The sequence below is a fragment of the Cellulomonas sp. JZ18 genome, assembly GCF_009720485.1.
Classification (GTDB): domain Bacteria; phylum Actinomycetota; class Actinomycetes; order Actinomycetales; family Cellulomonadaceae; genus Cellulomonas.
Genome location: NZ_CP045245.1, coordinates 2,503,305 through 2,526,007 on the forward strand (window position 1 = coordinate 2,503,305; position 22,703 = coordinate 2,526,007).

24 protein-coding genes and 2 pseudogenes are annotated in these 22,703 nt (G+C 76.3%); 9 read left to right on the forward strand and 17 right to left on the reverse strand.

All coding sequences use genetic code 11. The features are described from left to right. Nucleotides 1-3: 3 nt before the first annotated feature. The 3 genes from GC089_RS11320 to GC089_RS11330 form a co-directional block, all read right to left on the reverse strand. Nucleotides 4-1,854, reverse strand: a complete 1,851-nt coding sequence (locus GC089_RS11320; protein WP_155377764.1) for an ABC transporter ATP-binding protein — start codon at nucleotides 1,852-1,854, stop codon at nucleotides 4-6. Next, nucleotides 1,851-3,668, reverse strand: a complete 1,818-nt coding sequence (locus GC089_RS11325; protein ID WP_196250685.1) for an ABC transporter ATP-binding protein — start codon at nucleotides 3,666-3,668, stop codon at nucleotides 1,851-1,853. The genes GC089_RS11320 and GC089_RS11325 overlap by 4 nt, the downstream gene beginning before the upstream one ends. Before the next feature lie 103 nt (nucleotides 3,669-3,771). Next, on the reverse strand, nucleotides 3,772-4,536 hold the full coding sequence (locus GC089_RS11330) for an SDR family oxidoreductase (RefSeq protein WP_155377765.1): 765 nt from the start codon (nucleotides 4,534-4,536) through the stop codon (nucleotides 3,772-3,774). A 223-nt stretch (nucleotides 4,537-4,759) separates the two neighbouring features. On the opposite strand from GC089_RS11330, the gene GC089_RS11335 reads away from it, so the two are divergent. From GC089_RS11335 to cofC, 5 genes are read left to right on the forward strand one after another with little or no spacing between them, the layout of a single operon-like run. Further along, nucleotides 4,760-5,764, forward strand: coding sequence for a putative F420-0 ABC transporter substrate-binding protein (locus GC089_RS11335; RefSeq protein ID WP_155377766.1), 1,005 nt, complete (start codon nucleotides 4,760-4,762; stop codon nucleotides 5,762-5,764). Nucleotides 5,765-5,774: 10 nt separating this feature from the next. Further along, complete coding sequence (locus GC089_RS11340) at nucleotides 5,775-6,812, forward strand: putative F420-0 ABC transporter permease subunit (protein WP_155377767.1); 1,038 nt, start codon at nucleotides 5,775-5,777, stop codon at nucleotides 6,810-6,812. Further along, entirely contained in the window at nucleotides 6,803-7,606 is an 804-nt protein-coding gene (locus GC089_RS11345) for a putative F420-0 ABC transporter ATP-binding protein (protein WP_155377768.1), read from the forward strand. The genes GC089_RS11340 and GC089_RS11345 overlap by 10 nt, the downstream gene beginning before the upstream one ends. After that, on the forward strand, nucleotides 7,603-8,586 hold the full coding sequence (gene cofD, locus GC089_RS11350; protein ID WP_155377769.1) for a 2-phospho-L-lactate transferase: 984 nt from the start codon (nucleotides 7,603-7,605) through the stop codon (nucleotides 8,584-8,586). The genes GC089_RS11345 and cofD overlap by 4 nt, the downstream gene beginning before the upstream one ends. Beyond that, nucleotides 8,583-9,188: a 2-phospho-L-lactate guanylyltransferase gene (gene cofC / locus GC089_RS11355; RefSeq protein WP_155377770.1), complete on the forward strand. Its 606-nt coding sequence runs from the start codon at nucleotides 8,583-8,585 to the stop codon at nucleotides 9,186-9,188. The genes cofD and cofC overlap by 4 nt, the downstream gene beginning before the upstream one ends. Before the next feature lie 94 nt (nucleotides 9,189-9,282). Here cofC and GC089_RS11360 read toward each other — a convergent pair whose 3' ends face one another. The 3 genes from GC089_RS11360 to GC089_RS11370 all read right to left on the reverse strand — a co-directional run bounded on the left by GC089_RS11360 (nucleotide 9,283) and on the right by GC089_RS11370 (nucleotide 11,067). Beyond that, nucleotides 9,283-10,089, reverse strand: coding sequence for a hypothetical protein (locus tag GC089_RS11360; protein ID WP_155377771.1), 807 nt, complete (start codon nucleotides 10,087-10,089; stop codon nucleotides 9,283-9,285). A gap of 145 nt (nucleotides 10,090-10,234) precedes the next feature. Further along, entirely contained in the window at nucleotides 10,235-10,591 is a 357-nt protein-coding gene (locus tag GC089_RS11365) for a DUF2750 domain-containing protein (protein ID WP_155377772.1), read from the reverse strand. Continuing rightward, complete coding sequence (locus tag GC089_RS11370; protein ID WP_155377773.1) at nucleotides 10,588-11,067, reverse strand: hypothetical protein; 480 nt, start codon at nucleotides 11,065-11,067, stop codon at nucleotides 10,588-10,590. The genes GC089_RS11365 and GC089_RS11370 overlap by 4 nt, the downstream gene beginning before the upstream one ends. Before the next feature lie 432 nt (nucleotides 11,068-11,499). Between GC089_RS11370 and GC089_RS11375 the strand changes: the two genes are divergently transcribed. Together GC089_RS11375 and GC089_RS11380 are read left to right on the forward strand one after the other, a co-directional pair. Continuing rightward, nucleotides 11,500-12,075, forward strand: a complete 576-nt coding sequence (locus tag GC089_RS11375) for an HhH-GPD-type base excision DNA repair protein (RefSeq protein WP_155377774.1) — start codon at nucleotides 11,500-11,502, stop codon at nucleotides 12,073-12,075. 139 nt (nucleotides 12,076-12,214) lie between these two features. After that, entirely contained in the window at nucleotides 12,215-13,474 is a 1,260-nt protein-coding gene (locus GC089_RS11380) for a DUF418 domain-containing protein (protein ID WP_155377775.1), read from the forward strand. Here GC089_RS11380 and GC089_RS11385 read toward each other — a convergent pair. The 6 genes and pseudogenes from GC089_RS11385 to GC089_RS11405 all read right to left on the reverse strand — a co-directional run bounded on the left by GC089_RS11385 (nucleotide 13,441) and on the right by GC089_RS11405 (nucleotide 16,699). Further along, nucleotides 13,441-14,226: a CPBP family intramembrane glutamic endopeptidase gene (locus GC089_RS11385; RefSeq protein WP_155377776.1), complete on the reverse strand. Its 786-nt coding sequence runs from the start codon at nucleotides 14,224-14,226 to the stop codon at nucleotides 13,441-13,443. The genes GC089_RS11380 and GC089_RS11385 overlap by 34 nt on opposite strands. Further along, entirely contained in the window at nucleotides 14,223-14,984 is a 762-nt protein-coding gene (locus tag GC089_RS11390) for an ABC transporter permease (RefSeq protein ID WP_155377777.1), read from the reverse strand. The genes GC089_RS11385 and GC089_RS11390 overlap by 4 nt, the downstream gene beginning before the upstream one ends. Further along, the gene (locus GC089_RS19140) at nucleotides 14,981-15,403 is read right to left on the reverse strand and encodes a hypothetical protein (RefSeq protein ID WP_230684754.1); all 423 of its coding nucleotides are present in this window, start codon (nucleotides 15,401-15,403) and stop codon (nucleotides 14,981-14,983) included. Before GC089_RS19140 ends, GC089_RS11390 begins: the two co-directional genes overlap by 4 nt. A 99-nt stretch (nucleotides 15,404-15,502) precedes the next feature. Further along, nucleotides 15,503-15,942, reverse strand: a pseudogene (locus GC089_RS19145) (ATP-binding cassette domain-containing protein); the annotation flags it as partial. Next, nucleotides 15,939-16,163, reverse strand: a complete 225-nt coding sequence (locus GC089_RS11400; RefSeq protein WP_155377778.1) for a hypothetical protein — start codon at nucleotides 16,161-16,163, stop codon at nucleotides 15,939-15,941. The pseudogene GC089_RS19145 and the gene GC089_RS11400, both read right to left, overlap by 4 nt. A gap of 176 nt (nucleotides 16,164-16,339) precedes the next feature. Then, on the reverse strand, nucleotides 16,340-16,699 hold the full coding sequence (locus tag GC089_RS11405; protein ID WP_155377779.1) for a hypothetical protein: 360 nt from the start codon (nucleotides 16,697-16,699) through the stop codon (nucleotides 16,340-16,342). Between the two features lie 500 nt (nucleotides 16,700-17,199). On the opposite strand from GC089_RS11405, the gene GC089_RS11410 reads away from it, so the two are divergent. Continuing rightward, on the forward strand, nucleotides 17,200-18,348 hold the full coding sequence (locus GC089_RS11410) for a DUF418 domain-containing protein (RefSeq protein WP_155377780.1): 1,149 nt from the start codon (nucleotides 17,200-17,202) through the stop codon (nucleotides 18,346-18,348). 8 nt (nucleotides 18,349-18,356) lie between these two features. Here GC089_RS11410 and GC089_RS11415 read toward each other — a convergent pair whose 3' ends face one another. The 5 genes from GC089_RS11415 to GC089_RS11435 all read right to left on the reverse strand — a co-directional run bounded on the left by GC089_RS11415 (nucleotide 18,357) and on the right by GC089_RS11435 (nucleotide 22,090). After that, entirely contained in the window at nucleotides 18,357-19,139 is a 783-nt protein-coding gene (locus GC089_RS11415; RefSeq protein ID WP_155377781.1) for a coenzyme F420-0:L-glutamate ligase, read from the reverse strand. Between the two features lies 1 nt (nucleotide 19,140). Beyond that, the gene (locus GC089_RS11420; protein WP_155377782.1) at nucleotides 19,141-20,142 is read right to left on the reverse strand and encodes a TIGR03557 family F420-dependent LLM class oxidoreductase; all 1,002 of its coding nucleotides are present in this window, start codon (nucleotides 20,140-20,142) and stop codon (nucleotides 19,141-19,143) included. An 80-nt stretch (nucleotides 20,143-20,222) separates the two neighbouring features. Beyond that, a complete protein-coding gene (locus GC089_RS11425; RefSeq protein WP_230684756.1) occupies nucleotides 20,223-21,239 on the reverse strand; it encodes an NAD(P)-dependent alcohol dehydrogenase in 1,017 nt (338 codons plus the stop codon). A gap of 163 nt (nucleotides 21,240-21,402) precedes the next feature. Beyond that, nucleotides 21,403-21,636, reverse strand: coding sequence for a helix-turn-helix transcriptional regulator (locus tag GC089_RS11430; RefSeq protein WP_255449012.1), 234 nt, complete (start codon nucleotides 21,634-21,636; stop codon nucleotides 21,403-21,405). Between the two features lies 1 nt (nucleotide 21,637). Continuing rightward, complete coding sequence (locus GC089_RS11435) at nucleotides 21,638-22,090, reverse strand: hypothetical protein (RefSeq protein WP_230684757.1); 453 nt, start codon at nucleotides 22,088-22,090, stop codon at nucleotides 21,638-21,640. Between the two features lie 139 nt (nucleotides 22,091-22,229). Between GC089_RS11435 and GC089_RS20115 the strand changes: the two are divergent. Then, nucleotides 22,230-22,691, forward strand: a pseudogene (locus GC089_RS20115) (RICIN domain-containing protein); the annotation flags it as partial. Between the last annotated feature and the right edge of the window lie 12 nt (nucleotides 22,692-22,703).

Here is a 22,703-nt window from a genome sequence, read left to right on the forward strand (position 1 = left end):
CCGTCAGGTCCGCAGCAACGACTCCTGCCACTGCGCGTGCAGGGCGGCGAACCGGCCGCCGGCGGCGACCAGCTCCTGCGGGCTGCCGTCCTCGACGACGCGCCCGCCGTCGACCACCAGCACGCGGTCGGCGTGCATGACGGTCGACAGGCGGTGCGCGATCACGACGGCGGTGCGGCCGGTCAGGAGGGTGCGCAGCCCGTCCTGGACGAGCTGCTCCCCGGGGATGTCGAGCGAGCTCGTCGCCTCGTCGAGCACGAGCACCGCCGGGTCGGCGAGGAACGCGCGCGCGAACGACACGAGCTGGCGCTGCCCTGCCGACAGGCGGACGCCGCGCGTGTCGACGCCCGTCTCGTACCCCTCGGGCAGAGCCGTGATGAGCTCGTGCACGCCGACCGCACGCGCGGCCGCCTCGATCTCCGCGGGCGTCGCGTCCGGCCGGCCGAGCGCGATGTTGGCACCGACGGAGCCCGAGAACAGGTACGCCTCCTGCGTCACCATGACGACGGACCGGCGCAGGTCGGCGGGGTCGAGGTCGCGCAGGTCGACGCCGTCGAGTCGCACGGCGCCCTCGCGCGGGTCGTAGAACCGGGCGAGCAGCTTGGCGACGGTCGACTTGCCGGCGCCGGTCTCCCCGACGAGCGCGACGGTCTGCCCGGCGGGCACGTGCAGGTCGAGGCGCGGCAGCACCGACGGCCCCGCGCCGTACCCGAACTCGACGCCGTCGAACCGCACGTCCCCGGTCGTGCGCGCGAGCCGCACGGGCCGCTCCGGGTCGGGCACCGTCGGCTCCTCCGCCAGCAGCGCCGAGAGCTTCTCGAGGGCGGCCGTCGCGGACTGGAAGCTGTTGTAGAACATGCCGATCTGCGCGAGCGGCGCGAAGAAGCGCCGCGCGTACAGCACGGCGGCGACGAGGACGCCGACCGCCAGGCCGCCGTCGAGCACGCGCAGACCCCCGACCAGAAGCACCGCGGCCACGGTGACGTTGCCGATGAGCACGAGCCCGGTGTCGAAGACGCCGTTGACGCGGATCGCCTCCGCGTTCGCCGCGCGGTACTCCTCCGTCAGGTCGTCGTAGACCTCGGCGACCTGCCGCTCACGGCGGAACGCCTGCACCGCGCGGATCCCGGTCATCGTCTCGACGAACCGGACGATCACCCGGGCCACGGCGGTGCGGCTGCGCCGGTACTGCGCCTGCGAGCGCACCTGGAACCACCGCGTGAGCAGCACGCCGGGCACGACGGCGACGAGCAGCACGAGCCCGCTGCGCCAGTCGAGCACGACGAGGCTGACCGCGGTGAACACCATCGCGAGCCCGCTCGCGGCGAGCGTCGTGACCCCGCCGTCGAGCAGCTCGCGCAGCGCCTCCACGTCCGAGGTCTGCCGGGAGATGACGCGGCCGGACGTGTACCGCTCGTGGAACTCCAGGCTCAGGCGCTGCGTGTGCCGGAAGACGCGACGGCGCAGGTCGAGGAGCACGCCCTGGCTCACGCGGGCGGCGAGGCGCACCGTCGCTGCGGTGAGGACGCCCGCGACGAGCGCGGCGACCGCGTACGTCCCGGCCACGGCGAGCAGCGGTCCCGCGTCCCCGTCGCGCAGCGCGGGCAGCCCGCGGTCGATGCCGAGGGCCACGAGGGCGGGACCGGCCACGAGCGCGAGCTGCGCGCCGACGACGACCAGCGCGGTCGCCCAGACCCGCCCCGCGACGGGGCGGAGCAGGGAGCCGAGCAGCGCGAGCGACCGCCGGCGGACCGCGGCCGGGTGCAGCGCGAGGTCGCCGTCCTCGTCGTGCCCGGGCGACGGCGCCGCGGGCGGCTGCGGAGGTGCGGGGGGCCGCCGTTCCGTGGTGCTCATCGGGCCACCTCCGTGCGGTCGTCGGACTCGGCGGTGAGCACGAAGCGGTAGTGCGGGTGCGTGGCGAGCAGGTCGGCGTGCCGCCCCACCCCGGTGACGCGGCCGTCCTCCAGCACCGCGACGCGGTCCGCGAGCGCGACCGTCGACGTGCGGTGCGCGACGACGAGCGTGGTGGTCCCGGTGAGCATGCGGCGCAGCCCCTCCGTCACCTCCGCCTCGGTCGCGACGTCGAGCGCCGACAGCGGGTCGTCGAGGACGAGGACGCGGGGGCGTCCGGCGATCGCGCGGGCGAGCGCGACGCGCTGGCGCTGCCCGCCCGACAGCGACAGCCCCTCCTCGCCGATGACCGTGTCGAGGCCGTGCGGCAGCCGGTGCACGAAGCCCGCCCGGGCCACGTCGAGGGCCTCGTGCACGAGCGCGTCGACCTCGGCCTCGTCCATGCGCGCGAGCTGCTCCTCGGGGACCCCCATGAGGACGTTGTCGCGCACCGACGCCGAGAACAGGATCGGGTCCTCGAACGCGACCGACACCGCGCTGCGCAGGTCGCGCCGCGTGAGGTCGCGCACGTCGACGCCGTCGAGCCGGACCGCGCCGCCGGTGACGTCGTACAGCCGCGGCACGAGCTGCAGCAGGGTCGTCTTGCCGCTGCCGGTCAACCCCACGAGGGCCGTCGTGCGGCCCGGCTCGAGCACGAGGTCCAGCCCCGACAGCACCTCCTCGCCGCCGTGCGCGAACCGCACGCCGTCGAGCTCGACACGCGACCCGCCCGCCGGCGCCGGGGGCAGCGCGACCGGGCGCTCGGGGTCGCGGACGGCGGGCGCGGTGTCCATGACCTCGAAGAACCGGTCGGTCCCCGCACGGGCGTCGAGCGTCATGGCGAGCAGCTGCCCGAGGCTCTCCACCGGCCGGTTCATCACGGCGGCGGTGGCGAAGAACGCGACGAGCGCGCCGACGCTCACGCGGTCGGACGCGGCGAGCCAGACCCCGAGGCCGAGCGCGACCGCGAGCGTCGTCTCGGGGATCCACGCGAGCGCGAACGACATGCGCGACTGCGCGCGCGCCTTGTCGATCTCGGTCTCCCGCAGGCCGTCGGCCTGCCGCACGAAGTCCTCGAGCGCGTCCTCGCCGCGGCCGAACGCCTTGAGGACGCGAATGCCGTGCACCGACTCCTCGACGGACGTCGCGAGGTCGCCGGCCTGGTCCCGCGCGCGGCGCGCCACGACCTTGTAGTCCTGCCGGAAGGAGAAGCCGAGCCACACCACGGGGACGGCGCCGGCCAGGTACACGAGCCCGAGCAGCGGCGTCGTGGCGATGAGCAGGCCGGCGCCCACCAGCACGGTGGTGGCGGACACGACCAGCTGGACGAGCCCGAACACCATCCACCGCCGCACGGTGTGCAGGTCGCCCATCGAGCGCTGCAGCAGCTGCCCGCCGGACCACCGGTCGTGGAACGCGACGGGCAGGTCGAGCAGGTGCCGGAACAGGTCGGTGCGCATGTGCCGCTCGACGCCCGTGCCGGGCGTCGCGATGAGCGCGCGGCGGCACCAGACGAGGAAGGCCTCGAGCACGCCGAGCAGGAGCACGAGCAGGGCCGCCTGGACGACGGCCGTGCGGTCGCCGTCCGTCAGGAGCGGACCGTTGACGACCTCCCGCAGCACCTGCGGCACCGCGAGCGCGAGCAGGCTGGCCGCGAGGGTCGCCGTGCCGCCCGCGACGACCCGGGGCACGGCCGGCCGCGCCCAGCGGATCAGACGGGCGAGCGCCCGCGTCGTGGACACGGACGGGCCGGCCGGGGCGGACGCGGAGGGGGGCACCGGTGCAGCGTAGGCACGGGCGCCGACACCGCACCCGGCGACGTCCGGATGCTGAGCCGACCTCACCTGTCGACGTCGTGCCCGCCGCCCGGGGGAGGCCGGATCAGCCCGGCGAGCGCGCGATCGTCGTGTTGTTCGCCTGCGCGCGGGGCCGCACCACGAGGAGGTCGACGTTGACGTGCGCAGGCCGGGTGAGCGTCCAGACGATCGCGTCCGCGACGTCCTCGGCGACGAGCGGCTCGTAGCCCGCGTACACCTGCGCGGCGCGCTCGGCGTCCCCGTCGAACCGCACGAGCGAGAACTCCTCGGTCGCGACGGCGCCGGGTGCGATCTCGATGACCCGCACCGGCTCGCCGACGATCTCCCAGCGCAGCGTCTCGCTGAGCATCCGCTCGCCGTGCTTCGCCGCCGTGTAGCCGGCCCCGCCGGGGTAGGCGCCGTGCGCGGCGGTGGACGTCACGACGACGACGTCGCCCCCGCCGCGCTCGCGCAGCAGCGGCAGCACGCCCTGCGTCACCCGCAGCGTGCCGAGCACGTTGAGCTCGTACATCGCCCGCCACTGCTCGACGTCCGCGTGCTCCACCGGGTCGAGCCCGAAGGCGCCCCCGGCGTTGTTGACGACCGCGTCGAGGCCGCCCGAGTCGCGCACGTGCGCCACCAGCGCGTCGACGTCCGCGGCGCTCGTGACGTCGGCGACGACCGCGGACGCCCCGGTCTCGGCCGCGAGCGCGTCCAGCCGGTCCGCCCGGCGCGCGGTGGCGACGACGTCCCAGCCCTCGGCGCGCAGCCGCCGCACGGTCGCGGCGCCGATGCCGGAGGACGCCCCCGTGACGAGGGCGCGGCGGGGACGGTCGGTGGGCGTGGACATGCGATCTCCCTCGTGACGGCGTCACCGGCGAGCATGGCACGCCGGGCAGGGCCGGTTGCGCGCACCCCCCGTCCGGTGCCTAGGGTGGCGCCTCGGAACCCGGCCGCGCGTGGCCGGGTCGCGCCGCCCCCGGCTGGGACGGTCCTCCACGACGCGACGTGCGCCGACTCCCACTCACCCCGCGCCCGACGGCGTGCGCGGCGCCCCGTCACCCGGAGACCTGATGCCCTCGCGCGCCCGTGCCCTCGTCGTCACCGCCCTGCTCCCCGTCGTCGCGCTCGCCGCGTGCGCGTCGGGCGGCGCGGGCTCCCCCGCCACGTCGTCCCCGAGCGCCACCGCGGCGGCCGCCGGCTTCCCCGTCACGGTCGACAACTGCGGCACCGAGGTCACGGTCGAGCAGGCGCCCGAGCGGATCGTCACGATCAAGTCCTCGACCACGGAGATGGTCGCGGCCCTCGGCCTGGCCGACCGGCTCGTCGGCACCGCGTTCAGCGACGGCCCGCCGCCGCAGGAGTGGGCGGACGATCTCGCCGACGTGCCGGTCCTGTCGGACAAGGTGCCGGGGCAGGAGGCGCTGCTCGAGGTCGAGCCCGACCTCGTGTACGGCGGCTGGGAGTCGAACTTCTCCGCGGACGGCGCCGGCGAGCGCGACGTGCTCGCCCAGCTCGGCATCGCCACGTACGTCTCGCCGTCGGCGTGCAAGGCGGAGGGCTACCAGCCCGACCCGCTGACGTTCGACCTGGTCTTCGACGAGATCCGCCAGGCGGGCGCCCTGCTCGGTGCGCCGGACGCCGCGGAGGAGGTCGTCGCGGACCAGGAGGCGACGCTCGAGGCCGTCGAGCCGCTCGACGGGCCGACCGCGGTGTGGTGGTCGTCGGGCACGGACACCCCGTACGTCGGCGCGGGCATCGGCGCCCCGCAGATGGTCCTCGGTGCCGCGGGCATCGAGAACGTGTTCGCCGACGTGCACGACACGTGGACGTCGGTGGGCTGGGAGCAGGTCGTCGCCGCGGACCCGGACGTGCTCGTCCTCGTCGACTCCGCGTGGAACACCGCGGAGAGCAAGCAGGCGTTCCTCGAGTCCCACCCGGCGACGTCCCAGCTGGCCGCCGTGCGCGAGCGGCGGTACGTGGTGGTGCCGTTCGCCGCGACCGAGGCGGGCGTGCGCAACGCCGACACGGTGGCCGACCTCGTCGAGCAGGTCGGCGCGCTGGGCCTCGGGGGCTGACGCTCCCGTCATGGCGCCCACGGACCGTCCACCCCTGCGCCCGCCGCTGCCGCTGCTGCTCGCGGTCGGCGCAGCGCTGCTGGTGCTCAGCGTGCTGGTCACCGTGACGATCGGCCCCGCCGACCTGTCCGTGGCCGAGGTCGCGCGCTCGGTCGCCGGGCACCTGGGCCTGCCGGTGGCCGACGTCGCGCGGCTGCACGACGCGATCGTGTGGGACCTGCGCCTGCCGCGCGTGCTCACCGCCGCCGCGGTGGGGGCGGGCCTGGCGGTCGCGGGTGCGGTCATGCAGTCGCTCACGCGCAACCCGCTCGCGGACCCGTACCTGCTGGGCCTGTCGTCCGGCGCGTCGCTGGGCGCGGTCGCGGTACTGGTGCTCGGCGTGGCGGTGCTGCTGCCGGTCGCGGCGTTCGCGGGTGCGCTGGCGGCGCTCGTCACGACCCTGGCGCTGGCGCGCACGAGCGGCACGCTCACCCCGGCCCGGGCGGTCCTCGCCGGGCTCGCGGTGTCGCAGCTCGCGGCGGCCGGGACGTCCTTCGTCATCTTCTGGACCGCGACGGGCGACTCCTACCGGGAGATCCTGTCCTGGCTCATGGGCTCCCTCGCGGGTGCGACGTGGACGTCGGTGGCGATCTCGGGCCTCGCGCTGCTGCTGGTCGGCACCGTGCTGGTCGCGGCGGCCACGCGGCTCGACGCGTTCGCGTTCGGCGACACGTCGGCGGCGGCGCTCGGCATCGCCGTCGACCGCACCCGGTGGACCCTCATGACGCTCGTCGCGCTGCTCACGGGCGCGATGGTGGCGGTCAGCGGCGCCATCGGGTTCGTCGGGCTGGTGCTCCCGCACGCGGTGTCGGTCGTGACCGGCCCGGCGCACCGCCGCCTGCTGCCGGTCGCGGGCGTCACGGGCGCGGTGTTCCTCGTCTGGGCGGACACGCTCGCGCGCACCGTGTTCGACCCGCGCGAGCTGCCGGTCGGCATCGTCACCGCCCTCATCGGCGTACCGGTCTTCGCGGTGCTGCTGCGCCGGGGACGGGGGACGGCGTGGAGCTGAGGATCGACGGCGTCGGGACGCGCCTGGGGGGACGCTGGGTCGTCGACGGCGTCGACGCCACTCCCCCGGACGGTGCGCTCACCGGTCTGCTCGGCCCGAACGGCGCCGGCAAGACGACCCTGCTGCGCCTGGTCGCCGGGCTGCTGCCACCCGAGCGGGGCGCCGTGCTCGTCTCCGACCCCGACGCGTCCTCGGCCGGCCCGGCCGTGCCGGTGCACACCCTGCCCCGGCGGCGGCGCGCCCGGCACGTCGCGCTGCTCGAGCAGGAGTCGAACGCGACCGTGCCGCTGAGCGTGCGCGAGGTCGTCGGGCTCGGCCGGATCCCCTACCGGTCCCTGTGGGGCACGGACAGCGACGACGGCGCCGTCGACCGCGCCCTCGCGGCGGCCTCCGCCGCGCACCTCGCCGACCGCGCCTGGTCGACGCTGTCCGGGGGCGAGCGCCAGCGGGTGCAGGTCGCCCGGGCGCTCGCGCAGGAGCCCGACCTGCTGCTGCTCGACGAGCCGACGAACCACCTCGACGTCAGCGCCCAGCTCTCCCTGCTGGCGTTCGTCCGCGACCTCGGCGTCACCACCGTCGCCGCGCTGCACGACCTCAACCTCGCGGCGGCGTTCTGCACGCACGTCCTCGTCCTGCACCGCGGCCGGCTGGCGGCGGCCGGCGCGCCCGCGGACGTCCTCACACCCGCGCTGCTGCGCGAGGTCTACCGCGTCGAGGCCGAGGTCCTCGCGCACCCGACGACCGGCCGTCCGGTGATCGCGCTGACCGGCGGCGCACCCGAGGAGGGCGCATGAGGATCACCGTGCTGTCCGGCGGCGTCGGCGGGGCGCGCTTCACCCGAGGACTGCTCGCCCTGCTGCGCGACCGCCTCCCCGACGGCGCCGGCGGGACGACCGCCGACGTCACGGTCGTCGCCAACACCGGCGACGACCTGTGGCTGCACGGCGTGCGGGTCTGCCCGGACCTCGACACGCTGATGTACACCCTCGGCGGCGCGGTCCACGAGGACCAGGGCTGGGGCCGGCGCGACGAGTCGACGCGCGTGGCCGCGGACCTCGCCGCCTACGGGCTCGGCTGGGAGTGGTTCACGCTCGGCGACCTCGACCTCGCGACGCACCTCGCGCGCACCGAGCTGCTGCGCCGCGGGCTGCCGCTGTCCGCGGTCACCGCGCGCCTCGCCGAGCGCTGGCAGCCGGGCGTGACGCTGCTGCCGATGAGCGACGAGGAGGTCGAGACCCACGTCGTCACCGACGCGGGGACGATCCACTTCGAGGAGTGGTGGGTGCGGCACCGGGCCGCGGTGCCCGCGCGGGGCTTCGTGCAGGCGGGCGTCGAGCGCGCCAGGCCCGCGCCGGGGGTGCTCGACGCGCTCGCGACGGCGGACGTCGTCGTCGTACCGCCGTCGAACCCGGTCGTGTCCGTCGGCACGGTCCTCGGCGTGCCGGGCGTGCGGGACGCGCTGCGCGCGACCGCCGCGCCCGTCGTCGCGGTCTCCCCCGTGGTCGGCGGGGCGCCCGTGCGCGGTATGGCGGACGCGTGCCTCGCGGCGATCGGCGTCGCGACGGACGCCGTGGCGGTCGCCCGCCACTACGGCCGGCGCGCCGACGGCGGCGTGCTCGACGCCTGGCTCGTCGACGACGCCGACGCGGCCGCCGTGCCCGCCCTGGCCGCCGAGGGCTGGGCCGTCGCGTCCGCGCCGACCCTCATGACGGACGTGCCCGCGACGGCCGCGATCGCCGCCCGCGCCCTGGCGCTCGTGGACCGGCTGCCGTGACGGGCGGCTGGTGGGTCGTCGTCCCCGTCAAGGACGCGCACCGGGGCAAGTCCCGCCTGGCGGGCGTGCTCGACGACACCGCCCGCGCGGCGCTCGTCCGGTCGATGGCGCTCGACACGCTGACGGCGGTGCGGGCCGCACGCTCCGTCGCCGGTGTCGTCCTCGTGACGCCGGACGCCGACCTGGCCGCCGCGGCCGACGCGCTCGGGGTGCTGGTCGTCGACGAGCCGACGTCGACGCCGGCGGCCGGCGGCCCCGAGCCCGGGCTGGACGCCGCCGCCGTCGCCGGTGCCGCCCACGTCCGCGCCCGCACCCCCGGCGCCCCGGTCGCCGTCGTCCCGGGGGACCTGCCGCGCCTCGACCCGGCCGACCTGGACGTCGCGCTCGCCCTCGCCGCGGCGCACGACCACGCCCACGTCCCCGACGCCGCGGGCACGGGCACGACGCTGCTCACCGCGACGCGCGGGCACCGCCTGCGGCCCCGGTTCGGCGCCGGGTCGTCAGGGCGGCACGCCGACGCGGGGCACGTGCGTCTCGACGTGCCGGTCACGTCCACGCTGCGGCACGACGTCGACGAGGCGCGCGACCTGCAGGAGGCCTGAGCGGCGTCGGGAGGACCACGAGGACGCGGATCGCCCGGTCACGGCGCACCCGGGGTGGACCCCCACGGGAACCGGTGTCTCCGCCCGCGTCCGGTCACCGGACCAGCAGCGTGCTCACGAGGACCGAGGCGGCGAGCAGGACCAGCTCGGCGGGCCACCCGGCCACCACCCGTGCCGCCGCGGCCCGTGCGGGACCGACGGCCAGCGACCGTCCCAGGTGCAGCGCAGCGGACAGCAGGGCGACGAGCGCGACGGTGAGGTAGTGCCGCGGGTCCGCCCGGCCCGGCCACCGCTCGTCGACCAGCCACAGCACGCCGGCCGTCAGGGCGAGCAGCGGGTACCCCGCCCGCAGCCACGCGGCGAAGGCGCGGGAGTGGACCTCGTGCGGGTCGAGGCGCGGGTCCGCCGACCAGAAGGAGAACCAGTCCGCCAGCCACGCGGCCCTCCTCCCCCGCGGTGCCTCGAGGGGCGCCAGGAGGACGACGAGGGCGGAGGCCCAGACGCTCGTCAGCAGGCGGGGCGGCGGGACCCACCGGCCTGGTCCCGGCACGCCGCGGGACCTGCGACGGCGGGGCGCGCCGAGCTCGCCGACGACCGCGACCCACGCCTCGGGTCCGTCGTCCGGCGACGGCAGGTCGACGCCGGCGGCGGACGGGTTGGCGGCGAACCGCCGGACGGCGCGTTGCAGCCCGGCCCTGTCCGCGCGGGCCACCCGGGCGACGACGTGACCCCGTGCGTCCGCCACGAGCGTGAGGGCGCGACCGCGGGAGTCGAACGCGGCGACCAGGTCGTCCACGTCGCCCTCGGCGAGGGCGTCGAGAGCCACCGGGACGGCGCACAGGTACCCGTACGCGTCGTCGTCGAAGACGGCCACCGGCCACACGACCTCCCGCCGCTTCACCCGCGCTCCTCCCGGCGACGTCCCGACGGAGCAGGAGTCTGCCCGCCGGTGCCGCCGGGGTGCACCCGTGCTCGGGCGCGCGTCCCGGCGGGGCCCCGTGCGCACGACCGAGCAGGCGGCGGCCGGCGCCGCCGCCCGCTCGTCGTCAGCCCGCTCCTGCCGCCGCGCGCGCCAGCGCCGCCACCAGCTCGTCCGGCTCGCACTCGCCGCCCCCGGACCGCACGCCCGTCCAGTCGACGCCGACGCGGGTCGCGTCGCGCGCGAGGCCGGGAAGCCACCGTGACGTGAACGCCTCGAGGTCGACGGGCTCGGGGACGAGGTCACGCGCGGCGGGCGCCCGGCGTGTCACCGTGGCCGCTCCCGCCCTGCTCGACCAGAACGGCATGACGGTGCGCGTCGCGTCGGCCGAGCCCACGGTCACGTACCCGTCGGCGTCGCGCAGCACCCAGACGCACCCGGCGGCCGTGGCGGCGACGCAGAACCCCTCCACCGCGCCCCTCATGCCGGGTCCCCCTGGTCCGCCGGCAGCGGCACGCGCGTGCGGCGGTAGCCGGGCACGGACGCGGCGACGCGGTCGAGCCAGCTGCCCCCCGGCCCGCCCGTGAAGCCGACACCCTCGCCGTCCTCCAGCCACGAGCCGGCCGCCAGCCGGCCGATGCGCCACCGCACCACCCACAGCTCGCCCCGCACGGCGGCGTCCACGAGGCGCACCAGGGTGCCGACGGTCGCGTCGTGCGTCTCGAACGCGTGCCCCGCCGGGCCGACGAGCACCGACCAGTACCCCTCGAGGTCCTCCGCCTCGATCGTCAGGCCCCGGGCCGGGACGGCGACGCGCCACAGCGTCCGGTCCCAGAGCCGCTCCTGCACCTCCTCGGGCCAGCGTCGCAGCACCTGCTCGCGCAGGGCCGCGACGCGGGCCGAGGTCAGGTGCTCCACCGTCGGCCGCGCCGCCGCGACGTCGCCGCGCCAGCCGTCCACCGCACCATGTCGGTCATATCGCCCCCTGACTCAGTACAGGCCCACCACGACGGGGACCGTGGTCAGTGTGGCGGCAGGCCCGGGCGCGCGTCGCGCGAACCGACGAGGATGACCCGTACGGCTCTCGCGCCGAGGGTGACGGCGTGCGGCGACCGGGCGACGACGACCCCCGAGGACGTGCGCGAGGATGGCACGCACCGCCACTACCACCGGCCGCTCGCCTGTACGTCCAGCGCCTGCGCGACGCCGGCATGGTCGTCGTCGACATGGAGGAGCCGCCGTCGCTCCCGTGACACCGGGCACCCGAGCACGAGTGGACCGCGGACGAGCGCTGGTTCGCGACGATCCCCCACCATGCTGTCGTTCGCCGCACGGCGGGGACGACCTCGCCACCGGCCCCGCCCGCGTGCCGCCCTGCGTCAGAATGGCGCCATGACGGCACCGCTGTGGATGACCGGGGACGAGGCGGCGGACCGCCTGCTCGACGAGGACCCCTTCGCCCTCCTGCTCGGCATGCTGCTCGACCAGCAGGTCGCGATGGAGACGGCGTTCGCCGGGCCGGCGAAGATCGCGGAGCGCATGGGCGGCCTCGACCCGCACCGCGTCGCCGGCGCCGACCCCGAGGAGTTCGCCGCGCTGTGCGCGACGCCGCCGGCGGTCCACCGCTACCCCGGCTCGATGGCGAGCCGCATCCAGGCGGTGGCGCGCGCGGTGGTGGACGAGTACGACGGCGACGTCACGCGGCTGTGGACGGACGGCGACCCCGACGGCCCCACCGTCCTGAAGCGGCTCAAGGCTCTGCCCGGGTTCGGCGACCAGAAGGCGCGGATCTTCCTCGCGCTGCTCGGCAAGCAGCGCGGCGTCACGCCCGCGGGCTGGCGCGAGGCCGCCGGTGCGTACGGCGACGAGGAGTTCCGGTCCATCGCCGACGTGCGCGACCCGGTCTCGCTCGCCCGCGTCCGCGAGACGAAGAAGGCCGCGAAGGCGGCCGCCCGCGCGGCCCGCTGACACCACGCCGCCGGGTCCACCGGTCCACCGACCGCCGCGTCGACCCGTGGACGGGCCCGGCGCTCGTCCTTCCGGCGGAGCGTCGCACCCACCTGGGGGACGAGGCGCCCGGACCCCCCGGTTCGCGAGGATGGTCCGCATGAGCACGCCCACGCCGCCGGCGCCCACCCCGCACCCGCCCGCCCCGGGACCGTCCGCGTCCCCGCCCGCCGTCACGCCCGTGCCGGCCGCCGAGCGCGCGGTCGCGCCGGACGTCGCCCGCGGCCTCGCGCTGCTGGGCATCGCGATCGCCAACTCCGTGCTGCACCTGTGGGGCGTCGAGGTCGGCGTCGGCAGCCGCCCGGTCGACGGCTCACCCGTCGACCGGCTCGTCAACGGCGTCGTGTCGCTCTTCGTCGACCGCCGGACCATGCCGATGTTCGCGCTGCTCTACGGGTACGGCGTCGGGGTGGTCGTCCGGCGGCGTGCCGCCGCGTGGGTGCCGTGGCCCGACTGCCGCCGTGACCTGCTGCGACGCGCCGCGTGGCTCGTCGCGTTCGGCGTGGTGCACATCCTCCTGCTGTTCGCCGGCGACATCCTCGCGATCTACGGCGTGGCCGGCCTCGTCGCCGTCGCCTTCGTCCGCGCGCCCGGGCGACGGATCGCCGTCGTGGGCGTCGTGGCGCTCGTGCTGTCCGGTGTGCTCATGGGCGCGGTCCAGGCGCTGAGCGTGTGGGCGGCGGACCAGCCCGACCTCATGGGCCAGGGCGACGTGATGGGCGGGGCAGAGGGATCGGTCCTCGGCGCGATGCTGCTGCGCTCGTGGTCCGTGCTCATCGCGCCGTTCGGGGCGGTCGCGGCGCTGCCGCTCGTGCTCCTGGGCCTGTGGTTCGCCCGGCGCGGCGTCCTCGAGCAGCCCGCGGCGCACCTGCCGCTGCTGCGGCGCTGGGTCGTGGGCGGCCTGACGGCGAGCGTCCTCGGCGGCCTGCCGATGGCCCTGGCGGTGGCCGAGGTGTGGACGCCGACGGCCGGTCAGCTGTTCGGCGTCGCCGCCCTGCACGAGGTCAGCGGGACCGCCGGTGGCGTCGCGTTCGCCGCCGGCGTGGCCTGGCTCGTGGCCGCCCGCGGCACGACGGTCGCGACGCTCGGACCGGTCGGGCGCGCGCTGCGCGCCGTCGGCACGCGGTCGCTGACCTGCTATCTGCTCCAGTCGGTGCTGTTCGTGCTGCCGCTCGCCGCGTGGGCGGGCGGGCTCGGGGAGCGCCTGTCCTCGGCCGGCGTGGTCGCGTGGGCCGTCGGCGTGTGGCTCGTCACCGTGGCGGTCGCCGTCGCGCTCGAGCGCGTCGGACGCCGCGGCCCGGCCGAGGCGCTCTACCGCCGTCTGGTCTACCGCCCGGGCGCACTCGTCGCCGCCCGCTGAGGTGCAGTCGCCTCGGGCGGCGTGCCCGTGCCCGACGCGGGCCGTGCCGTCGGGAGGTCGGCCCGTCGTCGTGCGACGAGGAGGGCGAGCGTCACCGCCGCGGCCAGCAGGACGGCGTCGAGGGTGTGCGCGACGGCCAGGGGCACCTCGGCCGGCAGCGCCCCCCACAGGGTGTTGGACGCCAGGTGCACCACGACGGGGGCGAGCAGGCTCCGCGCGCACCACGCGAGCACGAACAGGCCCACCCCGTAGCCCAACCTGTTCGCGGCGACGGCGGCGGACTGCTCGCCGTGGGCGAGCGCGAACGCGACGGCGGTCGCGCCACCGGTGAGGACGAGCGCGCGCCGGCTGCCCGCGAACCTCGACGCCGCCAGCAGGGCCACGGGCGCGCCGCGGAACAGCACCTCCTCCAGGGCGACGGCGGCGGCGGCACCCGCGGTGGTGAGGCCGTGCGCGACCGCCGGCAGCACGACGACGGGCAGCGCGAGCCACGCCACGCGGCCGGCGGGCCCGCCGTACGCGGGCCGCCGGTCGAGGACGTCCCCGGGGCGGCCGGTGACGACGTACACGACCGCGAGGACGAGCAGCACCACGCCGAGGGCGCCGACCACTCCCGGCAGCCCCTCCCCGCCGGCCGGCAGCACCATGACCCACCAGCCGGCGACGAGCAGGAAGCCGAGGGCTGCGCCGGTGGTCGTGACGGCGGACCACGCCACGGTGCCACGCGCCCGCGGGAGCTCGGGGACGCTCACCGCGCCTCCCGGCGCAGCTGCACCCACCACCCGGCGGCGAGGGGCAGCACGTACCAGAGCGTGAGCGACGACAGCAGCGCCGGGACCGGGGTGGACCCGCCCAGGAGCGCGTCCTGGACCGCGCCCGACGAGAACCACGTCGCGCGGTCCCCGAGGGCGACGGCGAGGAGGGGGTCGACCGCGAGCGGCACGAGCACCACGACGAGCACCGCGACCGGTGTCCAGGGCAGCAGCGCACCCCACGCGAGCCCGAACACCACGCCCGTCATGCCGGCGGCGAGGAGCGGCGCGAGCCCGGAGCCCGCGTCCTGCAGCCGCAGGGGCTCGCCCCGGACGGCCAGGACGAGCACGGACACGAGGAGGAACACGACCACGGTCACGGCGAGCAGGGCGGCCCCGGTCAGGAGCGTCGCGACCACCTTCGCGCCGAGCACGCGGGAGCGCCGCGGCACGAGCCAGAACGTGACCAGCGCGGTCCGCTGGCTCCACTCGGACGTCATGACGAGCACGCCGAGCAGCGGCAGCGCCACCGCCAGGAGCGCGGCGGGCAGCGCGGCGAGCGCCAGCGTCGGCTCCGGGGACGCCACGAGGACGAGGACCAGCGCGATGGTGCCCACCGCGAGGAACGACGCGATGAGCGTCAGCGCGGCTCGCGTGTCGAGGCACTTGCGGATCTCGACCCGTACCAGGCGGGCGAACGGCACCGGCGTGTGCTCGCCCACGGCCGACGGCTGGGTGACGACTGCGGCGCGGTTCATCCCGCCCTCCCCTCGTCGGCCGGGGTGAGCCGGACGGCGCGCTTGCCGGCCCGGAACTCCCCGCGGGTCCGTTCCAGGACGAAGTCGGCCAGCTCCCGCACGACGGGGCGGAGCTCGACGAGGACGACCCCCTCCGCGGCGGCCACCCGGCCGACGTCGACGGGGTCGCAGCGGCACACCAGACCCGCGGTGTCCGGGACGGCGTGCACGCCGGCACGCGCGAGCGCGCCCGCGAGCCGCACGTCGTCGAGGCTGCGGCAGAGCGTCAGTCCGTCCTCGCGCAGCACCTCGTCCAGCGGCCGGTCCTCGACGACGCGTCCGCGGTCGATCAGCACGACCCGGTCGACCAGCCCGGCCACCTCTGCCATGAGGTGGCTCGAGAGCAGGACCCCGCCGCCGCGCGCGGCGAAGTCGGTCACGACGCCGCGCACCCAGCCCACGCCCTCGGTGTCGAGGCCGTTGAGCGGCTCGTCGAGGACGAGGTAGCGCGGATCCCCCAGGAGGGCGATGGCGAGCGCGAGCCGCTGTCGCATTCCGAGCGACAGAGCCCCGCCCGCCGGCGGCCCACCCGGCCGAGGCCGACCGCCTCGAGCATCCGGTCGGCGCGTTCGGGCGGCTCGCCGATCGTGGCCGCGACGAGCGCGACGGTCTCACGGACCGTGCGGCCCGCGTGCACGGCGGACGCGTCGAGCAGCACCCCGACCGCGCGCCCGGCGTTGGGCAGCCGGGCCACGGGCACGCCGTCGAGCAGCGCGGTGCCGGCGTCCGGACGCGAGAGCCCGCACAGCATGCGCAGCGTGGTCGACTTCCCGGCGCCGTTCGGCCCGAGGAAGCCGACGACCTGGCCAGGACGGACCTCGAAGGAGACGTCGTCCACGACGGTGCGGCGCCCGTACCTGCGGGTGAGACCGACGGCACGCAGCCCTTCCGCGGGCCGGCGGGGTGGTGCGGACGTCATGCCGACCGGCCCTCGAGCACGAAGCGCACGGCGGTGACGACGTAGACACCGCCCCAGACCACGAACGCCACGGACGCGCGCGGCCACCGCTTCATCAGGGGGTCGACGGACGCCACCCCCGCGAAGAGGAGGACCCACTTCAGCGCTCCCGCCGGCAGGTCCCAGCTCGCGTCGACGAACAGCGCCGCCGGGTAGGCGAGAACCGTGACCAGAACGGCCACGAGAACCGTCGCCCGCCGCGGGCGCGGTCGCGGCCTGTCGGGTGCCGCATCGTCACGCCTGTCGTTCACCGTCGTCATTCCACCCTCCGTGTGGAATGCACCCCGGGCGCGTCGAGCGCCCGGGGTGCATTCTTGTCAGTCGTCCTGGAAGAACGTCTGCGGTGTCAGGGAGACGATCAGAAGATCGCGTCCCAGATCGCGCGCACCAGCTCCTCGATGGAGAAGGACGCGAGCGTCTGCAGGAGCCACCGGACCGCGCTGTTCAGGTCGTTCCACCACGACACCACGGCATTCCGCAGCGCGTTGTAGCTGCGCTTGGCCTGCTGCACGAACCAGTTCCACGCGGCGCTCGCGTTGTTCTTGATCCAGTTGATGATCGGACGCAGCCGCTTCTCGGACGTCTGCCCCGCGGCGGACGCCTCACCGACGGTGCCGGCGCCCTGCGAGAGCGCACCCACCGACGAGGACGTCAGCGAGGACGCGGGAGCCGACGCCCCCGCCACCACGACGACCCCCTGCGACGACTGCGCCGTCACGGCCGTGCTCGCGGCACCCGCACCCGAGAACGCAGCGGCGCCGAGAGCGACGACCGCCGTTGCCCGCCACAGACGTGCCCTGTAACCTCGATCCATCACACTTCCCTTCGCGAATGTGTGAGCCCGCCAGCCACTGCCATGGCTGGCACGTCACGCCGGGCGCATCGCGCTCGGCGTGACTTGTGTCAGGAAGGGTCCGGAGGCCGGCGACGACGCCGGCAACCTGCAGCCCCCCTGGTGGCCTGTCGGCCGAGGAGATCGTGTCGGGGCCGGCACAGCACCGTCTAGTTTTGTCTCATATGCTGGCAATCGGCTGGAAATCACGCGTCATGGGCGCTCGTCCAGCTTTCCCGCCACGACGTCGGCTGTCAGGACGGTTGCCCGCCGCTGCACATTGTCGATAACGTCCCACGTCGCAGCCTGACACTTCTCGACGGGGGAACGTGAACGCTCAGATTGCCGGCGCAACGGCGCCGCGGGCGGCCGACGCACCGGTTCCGGTGGCCCTCGCAGAACGCGACCTCGCCGTCGACGTCGCACGTGGCGGCGCGCTGCTCGGAATTGCGCTCGCCAACGTCGTCGCCCATGTCGGTGCCGCGGCCGTCGGGCTGGGCCTCTACCCCGACCCGGCGTCCGTCACCGCGCTCGACCGGCTCGCGGCGGCCGTCGTCGTGCTCACCGTGGACCGCACCACCCTGCCCGTCTTCGCCCTCCTCCTCGGCTGGGGCCTGGCGCGGGTCGTCGCGACGATGCGCGCCCGCCACGCTCCGGACGCGGAGGTGCGCCGCCACGTCCGCCGCCGGTGCGCCGCGCTCGCCGCGCTCGGCGTCGCGCACGGCGTCCTGCTCTTCGACGGGGACGTGCTGCTGCTCCTCGGCCTCACCCTGCTCGTCGCGCTCGCCCTCGTGCGTGCGTCGCCGCGGGTCCTGGTGTGGACGGGCGTGACGACGTGGCTCGCCGGCGCCCTGCTGCTCGGCGGCCTGGACGCGCTCCTCCTCGCGGACGCGTCAGCGGGCGCAGCGGCCCCGGCGACCAGCGGGGGCGAGGCGCTGGCCGAGCGTGCGGCGTCCTTCGCCGCCTCGGCGCTGGTCGCGCCGGTCCACCTCACGACCGTCCTCCCGGCGGCGCTCCTCGGTGTGTGGTGGGCGCGGACCGGTCGCCTCGATTCCGCCACGCCCGTGGGTCCCGCGCGCACGCGGGTCGTCGCGCTCGTCCTGGCCCTGGCCGCCGGCGCCCCGATGGCGGCCGCTGTCGGAGGGCTGTGGTCGCCCGGCCCGGTCGGCGCGCTCGTCGCCTCGTCGGCCCAGCTGCTCGCCGCGCCCGTCGCCGCGGGGACCTCGGTGCTGCTGGTCGTGGCCGCGGTGCGGGCCGGGGCCGTGCCGCGGCCCGCCGTCACCGCGGCCGCCGCCCTCGGTGCCCGCTCGCTCACGGTCTACCTCGCGCAGTCCGCGCTCTTCCTCGTGCTGCTGACGCCGCCGACGGGTGTGCTGGGCAGCGTGGGCATGGCCGCGGGCGTGGTCGTCGGGGTGGGCGTGGCCGCGGCCACCACCGCCCTGGCGGTCGGGCTCGAGCGCGCGGGGGTGCGGGGCCCGGCCGAGTGGTTCCTCCGGCGGGTCGCCTACGGCCGCGGCCGGCACGACCGGACCTGAGGCCGCGGTCAGCGCTCCTCGGAGGCCAGCGCGTCCTTCCACCCCTGCGCGTAGGCCTCGGCCGACCCCTGGTGGAACATGTCGTCCGGTCCGGTGCGCACGAGCACGCGCGCACCGGGCCCGTCGTCCTCGCTCACCAGGTGCGCCGCTCCGCGCACGACCGCGACGGGACGACCCGCGGCCTTGCCCTTGACGAGCTCGGCGGCGCTCGCGAGCTCGTCGGCGACCGCGGCCACCGTCATCGTCAGCGGACGCCCGAACGTGTCGAGCTGACCGCGCAGGTCGTCGAGCACCTGGACGCCCGCGGCGCCGATCGCGAGGTCGGTGACCCCCTGGCGCCAGGGCCGCCCCGCGGTGTCGGTCACGACGACGCCGAGCCGCACGCCGAACGCGTCCTGCAGCCCCGCGCGCAGCGCGCGGGCCGACGCGTCGGGGTCGTGGGGCAGCAGCAGCACGGTGCCCTCGGGCGTGTTGGACGCGTCGACGCCGGCCGCGGCCATGACCAGCCCGAGGCGGTTCTCGACGATCCGCGTGACGCCACCAGCGTGCTCACGGGTCGCCACGACCCGCACGGTCTCGTCGGTGATCGCCTGCTCGCGGTCGTCGGCGGCCACGACGCGCCCCTCGGCCTTGGAGACCACCTTGCTCGTCACGACGAGGACGTCACCGTCCGCGAGCGCGTGCGCGGGGTCGGGGTCGGCACGCAGCGCCGCCGCCAGCAGCGCGACGAGGTCGTCCCCCGGGACGACCTCGGGCACGCCGTCGGGCGCCCACAGCCGCAGCTCGCCCACGTCAGCGCACCAGCTTCGGCAGCACGTCGCGGCCGAAGACCTCGATCCACTCGCGCTGGTTGCGGCCGACGTTGTGCAGGTAGATGCGGTCGAAGCCCAGGTCGACGTACTTCTGGATCTCCGCGCGGTGCGCGTCGGGGTCCGCGGAGATCACCATGCGGCCCTGGAAGTCCTCGGGGCGCACGAGCCTGGCCATCTGCTCGAAGTCGAACGGCGAGCGGATGTCCGCCTTGGGGAACTTCATGCCGCCGTTGGGCCACTCGTGCATCGCGTTCGCCAGCGCCTGCTCGTCCGTCTCCGCCCACGACAGGTGCAGCTGCAGCACCTTGGGCATCGCGTCCGGGTCCTTGCCCGCCTCGCGCGCGCCCTCGGCGAACTTGCCGAACAGCCCGGAGATCTTCTCCAGGGGGGCACCGACCGTGATGATGCCGTCCGCGTGCTTGCCGGTGCGCTTGGCCGTGACCGGACCGGCCGTGGCCACGAGGATCTCGGGCGCCTCCTCCGGCATGGTCCACAGGCGCGTCGACTCGAGCTTGTAGAACTGCCCGGCGTGCTTGACGTCCTTGCCCGCGAGCGACGACGTGAACAGCTTCTTGATGATCTCGATCGCCTCGAACATGCGGTTGATCCGCTCGGGCGCCTCCGGCCAGTACCCGGCGACGACGTGCTCGTTGAGCGCCTCGCCGGACCCGAGGCCGAGCCAGTGCCGGCCCGGGTACATGGCCGCGAGCGTCGCGGACGCCTGCGCGACCATCGCCGGGTGCCAGCGGAACGTCGGCGCGGTGACACCGGGGCCCAGGTCGCCGGTGGTGCGCTCCCCCACGGCGGTGAGCACGTTCCAGACGAAGGACGACTGGCCCTGCGCCGGGACCCACGGCTGGAAGTGGTCGGCGGCCATGACGCCGGAGAAGCCGTGCTCCTCGGCGTACGCGGACAGCTCGACCGCCTCGCGCGGGTGGAACTGCTCGAGCATCGCCGCGTACCCGACCGTCAGCCCAGCCATCCGTCGTCCTCCCCGTGGTGCCTCGTCGCGGCGCCCGGGCGCCGCCCCGTCGTGACGATACGCGCTCGTCGGGCCGGGGCTCACGGCAGGAGCAGCACCGCGCCCGCCTTGTGGCCGGCGTCGACGTAGGCGTGCGCAGCGGCGGCCTCCTCCAGCGGCCACGTGCGGTCGACGACGCCGCGGACCGCACCGTCCGCGGCCAGGCCGAGCAGGTGCACCGCGTCGGAGGCCTTGTCGGCGGCCGGTCGCAGACCGGTGAAGGCGATCGCAGCGGTCCGGCCCCGGGCGAGGGGGCGCAGCGCGGTGCGCACGAGGATCCCCGCGCTCGGCACCGTGGTGAGGTACAGGCCGCGCGGCGCGAGCAGGTGGCGGCAGCGGCGGAACGAGCTCGCGCCGACGGCGTCGAGGACGACGTCGAACGTCCCACGGACGCGCTCGACGGGTGTGACCGTGCGGTCGACCACGGTCGCGGCGCCGAGCGAGCGCACGAGCGCGACGTGGTCGGGGCCGCAGACGCCGGTCACGTCCGCGCCGAGGTGGGCCGCGAGCTGGACGGCCGCGGCGCCGACGGCACCCGCGGCCCCATGCACGAGCAGGCGGGTGCCCGGCCGCACGTGCGCGTGGTCGCGCAGGAACGGCAGCGCGGTCGACCCGCCCTCGACGAGCGCGACGGCCTCGTGCGTGCCCACGCCGTCGGGCACGGGGACGACCGACGCCGCCGGCACGCGCACGTGGCGGGCGTACCCGCCCATGGCGATGCCGGTCTGGGCGACGACCCGGTCGCCTCGCTGCACGCGGATCACGCGTTCCCCCACCGCGACGACGCGTCCGCCGACGTCACCGCCCAGGACGCGGTTCCGCGGCCGCCGCAGGCCGGTGGCGAGCCGTGCGAGGGGCGGGTCGCCGGCGCGGAAGGCCGTCTCCGCGCGGCTGACGGCGACGGCCTCGACGGCCAGGACGACGTCGTCGGGCCCGGGGACGGGCATCGGCACCTGCGTGACGGCGAGCACGTCCGGCGGGCCGTACCGGTCGTAGGCGACGGCGGTCGTGGTGGTCGCCGCCGGCGTGGCGGGGCGGGGACGGGCGGGAGCGGGCACGGCGGCCTCCTGGGCGGCGGTCGGACGACGGGCTGGGCGACGGGCTGGGCGACGGACTGGACGACGGGCTGGGCGACGGGCGGGGCGACGGGCGGGACCACGGGCGGGACCACGGGCGGGCGGTGCCGGCGGCGGCTGCGGCGCGGGGGTCGCGGCGCCCGGGTCAGTCGGCGTCGTCGGGGTAGGCGAACGCCTCGTCGATGCGGACGTCGAGGGCGCGCGCGATCTGGAACGCGGTCTCGAGCGAGGGCGAGTACCGGCCCTGCTCGATGGCGATGACGGTCTGGCGCGTCACGCCGATGCGGCGGGCGAGCTCGGCCTGGGTCATGTCGCCGCGCGCGGCCCGCAGCGCCCGGATGGCGTTCGTGACGCGGGTCGGCTTCGGGCTCGGACCCACGTCACAGCCCCCGGCGGTAGGCGACGACCTTGACGAGCGACCCGACGACGGCCGCGACGACGAACGCGGTGTACATGGCGTTGGCGATCCAGAAGCTGTCGGCGTCGAGGAGGGCGAGCGCGAACGGCCCGACCATCCCGACGCCGAGCACGATGCCGCCGACGTACTCGCCGCGGCGGTCGATCTCGCGGTCGCGGACGTCGGGACGGTGCGTCTCGCTCGGTCGGACCACCTCCACGAGCAGACGTCCGACGACGGGGGCGAACGCCGAGATCCCGATGGTCCACAGCAGCGTCGGCACGTACGGCGAGTCGGCCAGGGCGGCCCCGTCGGCCCGGACCAGGAGCACCAGGACGTACGTCACCCAGCCGGCGAGGGCGACGAGCCCGTAGACCCAGGCGCCCTTCTCCTCGTACGACACGTCCGCCTCCTCGATGTCATGAATCTTTGACATCACGAGGATGCCCGCACAACGGGAGCGTGTCAAGAATCTTTGACTCGGGTCGCCCCGAAGCGATTCGGACCCGGCCCGGGGTTGTCCGTCCCGGCGCACGGGCGCATCGTCGGGTGCACCTGCGCGAAGGGACCGAGCGATGACGTCCGAGACCCCGGCACCGCACCACCACGCCGCACGCCGGCAGCGGCCCGTCCAGCACGGGCGAGCGGCACGGCGCCGCCGGGCGGGCGCCCGCGCGCTCGTCGGCGCCCTCGTGGCGGCGCTCGCCGTCCTGCTCGTCCCGGTCGCGGCCGCGCCCGCGAGCGCGGCGACGGTCGACCCGGGCCGCTGGTACGTGCTCGTCAACCGGCACAGCGGCAAGGCGCTCGACGTCGCGGGGGCCTCCACGGCCGACGGTGCCGCGCTCGTCCAGACCACCCGCGACGACCGCGCCTCCCAGCAGTGGCGGTTCGTCGACGCCGGGGGCGGCTGGTACTCCCTGCGGGCACGCCACTCCGGCAAGGCGCTCGAGGTCGCCGACGGGTCCCGCACCCGCGGGGCCGCCGTGACGCAGCGCACGGCCGGGACCGCGACGCACCAGCAGGTCCGGCTCCTCGACTCCCCCGAGGGC

Excerpts from the sequence above, each read along its gene's own strand:
- GC089_RS11320 (WP_155377764.1), bottom strand. The coding sequence starts at position 1,854 with ATGAGCACCACGGAACGGCGGCCCCCCGCACCTCCGCAGCCGCCCGCG.
- GC089_RS11330 (WP_155377765.1), bottom strand. The coding sequence starts at position 4,536 with ATGTCCACGCCCACCGACCGTCCCCGCCGCGCCCTCGTCACGGGGGCG.
- GC089_RS11335 (WP_155377766.1), top strand. The coding sequence starts at position 4,760 with ATGCCCTCGCGCGCCCGTGCCCTCGTCGTCACCGCCCTGCTCCCCGTC.
- GC089_RS11340 (WP_155377767.1), top strand. The coding sequence starts at position 5,775 with ATGGCGCCCACGGACCGTCCACCCCTGCGCCCGCCGCTGCCGCTGCTG.
- cofD (WP_155377769.1), top strand. The coding sequence starts at position 7,603 with ATGAGGATCACCGTGCTGTCCGGCGGCGTCGGCGGGGCGCGCTTCACC.
- GC089_RS11365 (WP_155377772.1), bottom strand. The coding sequence starts at position 10,591 with ATGAGGGGCGCGGTGGAGGGGTTCTGCGTCGCCGCCACGGCCGCCGGG.
- GC089_RS11375 (WP_155377774.1), top strand. The coding sequence starts at position 11,500 with ATGACGGCACCGCTGTGGATGACCGGGGACGAGGCGGCGGACCGCCTG.
- GC089_RS11380 (WP_155377775.1), top strand. The coding sequence starts at position 12,215 with ATGAGCACGCCCACGCCGCCGGCGCCCACCCCGCACCCGCCCGCCCCG.
- GC089_RS11390 (WP_155377777.1), bottom strand. The coding sequence starts at position 14,984 with ATGAACCGCGCCGCAGTCGTCACCCAGCCGTCGGCCGTGGGCGAGCAC.
- GC089_RS11420 (WP_155377782.1), bottom strand. The coding sequence starts at position 20,142 with ATGGCTGGGCTGACGGTCGGGTACGCGGCGATGCTCGAGCAGTTCCAC.
- GC089_RS11435 (WP_230684757.1), bottom strand. The coding sequence starts at position 22,090 with ATGTCAAAGATTCATGACATCGAGGAGGCGGACGTGTCGTACGAGGAG.